This is a genomic window from Zemynaea arenosa (genome assembly GCF_004614185.1).
GTDB classification, from domain to species: Bacteria; Pseudomonadota; Gammaproteobacteria; order Burkholderiales; family Burkholderiaceae_D; genus Telluria; species Telluria arenosa.
In genome coordinates this window covers 1-6,512 of the sequence record NZ_SPVF01000136.1, presented here as the reverse complement: position 1 = coordinate 6,512, position 6,512 = coordinate 1, and the positions used below count along the sequence as shown (strand labels likewise).

The window sequence follows — 6,512 nt, the reverse complement described above, 5'->3', positions numbered from 1 at the left end:
GTCGTGCCGCAGCTCGTCCCGCGCGCTGGCCAGCTGCTGCGCGAAGGCGGCGAAGTAGGCGGCCAGCCGGTCCCGCGGCAGCTGCAGGCGCTGCATGGTCGCTTCCGGATTTTCGCTGTGCCGGTCCAGGGTGGCGCGAAAGATCTTTTCCAGATGGCTGCGCGCATCGGCGGGCTGCAGCGGCTTGAGGATGTAGCCCGCCGCTTCCAGCTTGATCGCCTCCAGCATGGTGCCGCGGTCGGTGGCCGAGGACACCAGCACCACCGGGATCGCGGCCAGCTCCGGGTGCGCCTTCATGCGCGCCAGCAGCTCCAGGCCGGAGAGGTGCGGCATGTGCACGTCGAAGAAGCAGATCACCGGCCGCAGGCCCTGCTCCAGCAGCGCCCACGCTGCCTGCCCATCCGCCGCCTCGGCCAGTTCCAGCACCCCGTAGGCCGCCAGCAGGTCGGTCAGCGCGAGGCGCGACACGATGTCGTCGTCGACCACCAGGGCATTCATGCGGTCCGTCCTTTCGCCTCGGCTTCGTTGGCGGCAGCAGCGTAGGATTCCTGGCCGAAGAAGGCCACCACGTCTTCGCGCCGGGCCAGCGTATCGCGCTTGCCCAGCTCGATCAGCTCGCGCGTGTAGGCCGCCTCGAACAGCAGGTAGGACGCCAGCGCCGCGCCGCGCGCCTCGGTGGCGCCGATCCCGCCCAGCAGGGTGCGCACCGGCGCGGGCAGGCTGCGCACGTTGCGGGCTGCGATATCGTCCAGCCGCTCGGACGGGGCGATCACCAGCAGGTCCACGGGCCGGAGCGGCGTGCGTACCAGGTACTCGCGCGGCATCATCGACAGCGTGACGTTGATGCGGTTGAGGCGTTCGATGTCCACCGCCAGGCTGTCCAGGAAGATCGAGGACAGCGCATGGCCCGCGATCTGCGCCAGGCTGGGATACGGCGGCGCGGACGGCAGGTCGCGCGGCGGCTCGGACAGGCGCCCCGCCCCGATCACCAGCACGCGCTGCGCGCCCAGATGGATCGCGGGGGAGATCGGCGCCAGCTGGCGCATGCTGCCGTCGCCGCAGTACTGGCGCCCGCCACCGATGTACAGCGGCACCGCCGGAAAGATGAAGGGAATCGCGCTGGAGGCCAGCAGGTGTTCGACCCCGATCTGGTCCTGCAGCGCCATGCGCTGGGTGCGCACCCACGGCACGATGTCGGCCGCGGTCTGGTAGAAGGTGACGTGCTGGCCCGCCGTGTACGACGACGCCGTCACCGCCAGCGCGTGCAGAAGCCCGTCGGACAGCGCCGCGTCGAGGCGCGGCAGGTCCAGCATGCGGTGCAGCAGTCCCGCCAGCGGCATGTTGTTCAGCAGGGAGGCCGGGGGCGCGGCGCGCCATTTGCGCAGCAGCCAGCCGAAGGACAGCAGCGAGAGCCAGCGCGCGCCGGAGCGCAGCACGCCCAGCGAATCGGCGCGGTAGACCTGGTCGGCGGTGAAGTTCTCCCACACGTCCAGCAGCTTGTCCACGCCCTCGCCGAAGTTATCGGCGCGGCAGGCCAGCGCGGTGGCGTTGATGGCGCCGGCCGAGGTGCCGCAGATGATGTCGAAGGGGTTGCGGGCGGGCGGCCAGCCCTCCTCCCACAGGATGCGGGAGATCGCCTGCAGCACGCCCACCTGGTAGGCCGCACGGGCGCCACCGCCGGTCAGCACCAGGCCGGTCTTGTTGCGCCCTCCCTCGATCACCCCGTTCATCACCATCAGGCAAGATTAACAGGGTATTACCAGTTGGTGAAGAACCCCGGGCGCTTAATCGCCGTGCGCCACACCTTCGCGGCGCGGGTCGGCGCCGCCGAACCACACATCCTGCCCGTTCACGGTCATGCGCTGCACGCCGTGCAGGCCAGAATTGAGTTCCACCTGGCGCACCGTGTGCCCTTTGGCGACCAGCTGGTCAACCACAGACTGCGGCACGCGGCGGTCTTCCAGCACGGTCGGGCCGTTCATGCTGCCGATGTTGGGCAGGCTGATGGCCTGCTGCACATTCAGGCCCCAGTCCAGGGTCCCGACCAGCACCTTGGCCACGTAGTTGATGATGGCCGGGCCGCCGGGCGAGCCGACCGCCAGCACCAGCTTTTTCGTAGCGCGGTCGAACACGATGGTCGGCGACATGGCGCTGCGCGGGCGCTTGCCCGCCTGGACGCGGTTGGCCACCGGGCCGTCCTTGTCCACCGAGTCGAACGAGAAGTCGGTCAGCTGGTTATTCAGGATGAAGCCATCGACCATCTGGCGCGAGCCGAAGGCGTCTTCCACCGTGGTGGTCATGGACAGGCCCTGGCCATTGCCGTCGACGACCACCAGGTGCGAGGTCGAAGGTGTTTCGATGGCGTTGTCCGTGCCCCAGGCGACGTCCATGCCGGGCGGCCGGCCGGCCGGCGCCACGCCCATCGACTTGTCCGTGATGAGCTGCGCGCGCTGCTTCAGGTAGTCCTTGTCGATCAGGCCCGCCACGCCGCGGCCGGGCAGCGGTACGAAGTCGGTGTCGGCGGCGTAGCGGTTACGGTCCGCGTAGGCGAGGCGCCCCGCTTCCGAGAACAGGTGGATCGCCTGCGCGGTGAGCTGGCCGTTGACCGGCGCGTAGGGCTTGATGTCCCGGTTCTCCAGGATGCCCAGCATCTGCGCGACCGCGATGCCGCCCGAGGATGGCGGCGGCATGCCGCAGATCGTGTACGCCTTGTAGTCGCTGCACACCGGGTCGCGGTGCTTGGCCTGGTAGGTTTCGATGTCCTTCGCGGTCAGCAGGCCCGGATTGGTCGGATGCGACTGCACCTTGGCCGCGATGTCCTTCGCGATGTGGCCCTTGTAGAAGGCGTCCGCGCCGCCGCTGGCGATTTCCTTCAGCGTGGCGGCCAGCGCGGGGTTCTTCAGCAGGTGGCCGACGGGCCAGGGCTGGCCGTCCTTGTCGTAGAAGTAGGCCGCGGCCTCCTTGTCCTTGCGGATGTAGCGGTCCCAGGTCAGCAGGCCGTTCAGGCGCGGGCTGACCTTGAAGCCGTTTTCGGAGAGGCGGATGGCCGGTTCGAACAGCGCCTTCCACGGCAGCTTGCCGTGCTCCTTGTGCGCCATCTCCAGCATGCGCAGCACGCCCGGGGCGCCGGTCGAGCGGCCGCCCACGATGCCCTCGATGCGCGCGAGCGGCTTGCCGGCCTTGTCCTGGAACAGGTGCTCGTCCGCGGCCATGGGCGCGGTCTCGCGGCCGTCGTAGGCCTGGGTCTTGCTGCCGTCGTAGTACAGCATGAAGGCGCCGCCGCCGATGCCGGACGATTGCGGCTCGACGAGGGTCAGGACCAGCTGGGTGGCGATGGCCGCGTCCAGCGCGGAACCGCCTTTCTTGAGGATTTCGTAGCCCGCTTCCACCGCCAGCGGGTTGGCAGCGGCCACCATGAACTTCTTCGCGGTCCAGCCGCTCTTGGCCTGGTAGCCGGTGCTGATTTCGGGGGCGCGGTCGGCGACCTGCTGCGCGTGGGTGAACTGCGTGGCAAACACGCTGGCGCATGCGGCGGCCAGCGCGATCTGTTTGAACGTAAACATGCTCTCTCCAAAGACTCCCGCGCACGTCCGGCGCCGCGCAGGCTGGGCAGCATGCTACCTCATTTTGGAGAGCTCAGTCCGGGGAGCGCATCCGCATCGGGATGAAGGCGATGCCGTGCATGCGCTGCGGTTCGCCCTCCGGCACGAAGCCGAAGCGTTCGTACATCGGCTGGGCGTACAGGGTCGCGTTGACGGTGGCGATCGGCATTCCCGCCTGCTCCGCCGTGGCGACGGCGTGCCGCCACAGGGTGCGCGCATGGCCGCGGCCCTGGCACGCAGGGGCCACGAACAGGTGGTAGAGATGGGAGCCGTCGCGCAGCGCCACCACCCCGGCCAACTGGCCCTCGTGTTCGGCCACGTAGTAGAGGAAGCGCGGCGACGCGAAATAGCCGCGCAGGGCTTCTTCGCTGACCGACGCCAGGAACTGCTCCGCCCCCGCGCCATCGGGCGCGATGGTGAAGAAGTGCGCGAGGGAGCGGATCAGCGCACTGACCGCTCCCGCATCGTCCCCGTGGGCGCGCCGGATCAGCATGGAGGCAGGCGGATTATTTCGGCTGCATGCGGATCGCGCCATCCAGGCGGATGGTCTCGCCGTTGAGCATCGTGTTCTCGATGATGCACTTGGCCAGGTGCGCGTACTCGAACGGCTTGCCGAGGCGCGGGGGGAACGGGACCATCTTGCCCAGCGCGTCCTGCACTTCCTGCGGCATCCCCAGCAACATCGGGGTTTCGAAGATGCCCGGGGCGATGGTCATCACGCGGATGCCGTTGCGCGACAGGTCGCGCGCCATCGGCAGCGTCATCCCGGCCACGGCCGCCTTGGAGGCACCGTAGGCCACCTGACCCATCTGGCCGTCGAAGGCCGCCACCGAGGCGGTGTTGATGATCACGCCGCGCTCGCCCCACTCGGCCGCGTCGGTCGCGGCCATCGCCACGGCGGCCAGGCGGCTCATGTTGAAGGTGCCGACCAGGTTGATGTTCACGGCGCGCTGGAACACGTCCAGCGGGTGGGCGCCGTCCTTGCCGACGGTCTTCACCGCGGGTGCCACGCCGGCGCAGTTGATCAGGCCCCGCAGGGTGCCCAGGGCCACGGCCGCATCGACCACGGCTTGGGCGTCGGCTTCCGAGGTCACGTCGCACTGGACGAACTTGCCGCCGAGTTCATCGGCCAGTTTCTGGCCGGCCTCGGCCTGCACGTCGGCCAGCACGACCTTGCCGCCCGCTTCGGTGAGGATGCGCGCGGTGGCCGCGCCCAGGCCCGATGCGCCGCCGGTGATGATGAATACGTTGTTCTGGATCTGCATGCCGTCCTCTTCGAAGGTGGGTGAACTTGCCGACGTTTACGTAAACGTCAATCGGGGCATTGTAGCGGACTTCCCCGCCCCGTTGGAACTGGCACCGCCGTGGCAAGCTTGCAACAGTTTGCTCGGCCCGACCGAGGCACGCTGACAAAACCCTGGTGCCCCGTTACCATGAAGTTTAATGGTATGTACAGGCATCGCATGGAACTGCGCACGCTTCTGCTGTCGGCTGGGCTGTGTCTTTCCGCGCTGGCGCACGGCCAGGACCCGCGGCCTGTGCTGCGCGTCGGTATCTACGACAATCCCCCCAAAGTTTTCCTGAAGGCAAACACGCCGGCCGGACTGTTCCCCGAACTGCTGGACCAGATGGCGACCGCCAACGCCTGGCGCCTGGAGTACGTGCCCTGCGACTGGCGGGCCTGCCTCGAGATGCTGCACGCCGGCCAGCTGGACCTCATGCCCGATGTCGCCTACACCGACGAGCGCGCGCAGCTGTACCAGTTTCACCGCCAGCCGGTGCTGCTGGCCTGGACCCAGGGCTACCGCGCGCCGGGCGTGACGGTGCACTCGGTCATGGACCTGCAGGGCAAGCGCATCGCGGTGGTGGATGGCTCGGTGCAGCAGTCCTACTTCGGCCACATGGCCGAGAGCTTCGGCCTGCATGTGACGATCCTGCCGGTACGGTCGTTCCAGGCGGCCCTGGAGGCAGTCGCCGTGGGCCAGGCCGAGGTCGCCCTGGTCAACAACTTCTACGGCGATGCCTACGCATGGCAGTTCGGCCTGCGCGACACCCCGCTCCTGTTCCATCCGACACGGCTGTATTTCGCGGCGCGCCCCGGGCTCGATCCCGCCTACCTTGCCGCCATCGACCGCTGGCTGGTGCGGGCCAAGGCCGATCCCGAGTCGCTTTACACCACCCTGCTCAACCGCGCACGCCGCCCTGCCACCCCGGCGTGGGTGTGGCCGACGGTGGCGGTGGGCGCCGCCCTGCTGCTGCTGATCGCCCTGCTGGCCGTGCTCAGCTCGCGCATCCTCAAGCGCCAGGTCGAGCACCGCACGCTCCAGTTGCGCAACAGCGAGGAACGGCTCGGCACCATCCTCGACAGCGCCGACAGCCTCATCTACATCAAGGACCGCCATTACCGCTACCAGTACGTGAACGCCGCGATGGCGCGCTTCACCGGCCAGCCACGCGAGGCCATCCTCGGCCGCACCGATGCCGAGCTGGCGGTGCCCGCGCAGGCCGAGCACTTCCGCATGTCCGATGCGCGCGTGCTGGAGGAAGGCGAACGCACCGTCACCGAGACCGTGGTGCGCGGGCCGGACGGCGCGCTGCGCACCTATGTCTCGCGCAAGATCCCGCTGCGCGATGCCAACGGCTTCGTCTACGCGCTGTGCGGCATCTCTACCGAGATCACCGAGCAGCGCAAGGCCGAGGCCTCGCGCAAGATCGCGACCCGCATGTTCGAGTCGATGGTGCCGATCGCGATCACCGATGCGGACGGCCTGATCACGGAATTCAACGACGCCTTCCACACCCTGGCCGGGCCCACCCAGGCGCAGGCGGGCCTGCGGGTGCCGGCCCTGGCCGCGGCGCCGGACGGGCCGGACTGCTGGGATGAGGTGCTGGCGCGCCTGCGCGCCGAAG

General features: G+C 68.9%; 6 protein-coding genes. 1 reads left to right on the top strand and 5 read right to left on the bottom strand.

All coding sequences use genetic code 11. From position 1 onward, the window contains the following. The 5 genes from E4L96_RS10755 to E4L96_RS10735 form a co-directional block, all read right to left on the bottom strand. A partial coding sequence (locus E4L96_RS10755; RefSeq protein ID WP_135207218.1) for a response regulator occupies positions 1-498 on the bottom strand: 498 nt, incomplete at its 3' end. Then, entirely contained in the window at positions 495-1,730 is a 1,236-nt protein-coding gene (locus E4L96_RS10750; RefSeq protein ID WP_135207217.1) for a patatin-like phospholipase family protein, read from the bottom strand. The genes E4L96_RS10750 and E4L96_RS10755, both read right to left, overlap by 4 nt. 54 nt (positions 1,731-1,784) lie before the next feature. After that, the gene (gene ggt, locus E4L96_RS10745; protein WP_135207216.1) at positions 1,785-3,563 is read right to left on the bottom strand and encodes a gamma-glutamyltransferase; all 1,779 of its coding nucleotides are present in this window, start codon (positions 3,561-3,563) and stop codon (positions 1,785-1,787) included. A 73-nt stretch (positions 3,564-3,636) separates the two neighbouring features. Beyond that, the gene (locus E4L96_RS10740) at positions 3,637-4,095 is read right to left on the bottom strand and encodes a GNAT family N-acetyltransferase (RefSeq protein WP_167758659.1); all 459 of its coding nucleotides are present in this window, start codon (positions 4,093-4,095) and stop codon (positions 3,637-3,639) included. A gap of 13 nt (positions 4,096-4,108) precedes the next feature. Then, complete coding sequence (locus E4L96_RS10735) at positions 4,109-4,867, bottom strand: SDR family NAD(P)-dependent oxidoreductase (RefSeq protein WP_135207214.1); 759 nt, start codon at positions 4,865-4,867, stop codon at positions 4,109-4,111. Between the two features lie 183 nt (positions 4,868-5,050). Between E4L96_RS10735 and E4L96_RS10730 the strand changes: the two genes are divergently transcribed. Next, positions 5,051-6,512, top strand: a 1,462-nt coding sequence (locus E4L96_RS10730) for a PAS domain-containing protein (protein ID WP_167758658.1), incomplete at its 3' end; no start/stop codon positions are given.

Coding starts and splice junctions, on each gene's coding strand:
- E4L96_RS10750 (WP_135207217.1), bottom strand. CDS start 1,730: ATGAACGGGGTGATCGAGGGAGGGCGCAACAAGACCGGCCTGGTGCTG.
- ggt (WP_135207216.1), bottom strand. CDS start 3,563: ATGTTTACGTTCAAACAGATCGCGCTGGCCGCCGCATGCGCCAGCGTG.
- E4L96_RS10735 (WP_135207214.1), bottom strand. CDS start 4,867: ATGCAGATCCAGAACAACGTATTCATCATCACCGGCGGCGCATCGGGC.
- E4L96_RS10740 (WP_167758659.1), bottom strand. CDS start 4,095: ATGCTGATCCGGCGCGCCCACGGGGACGATGCGGGAGCGGTCAGTGCG.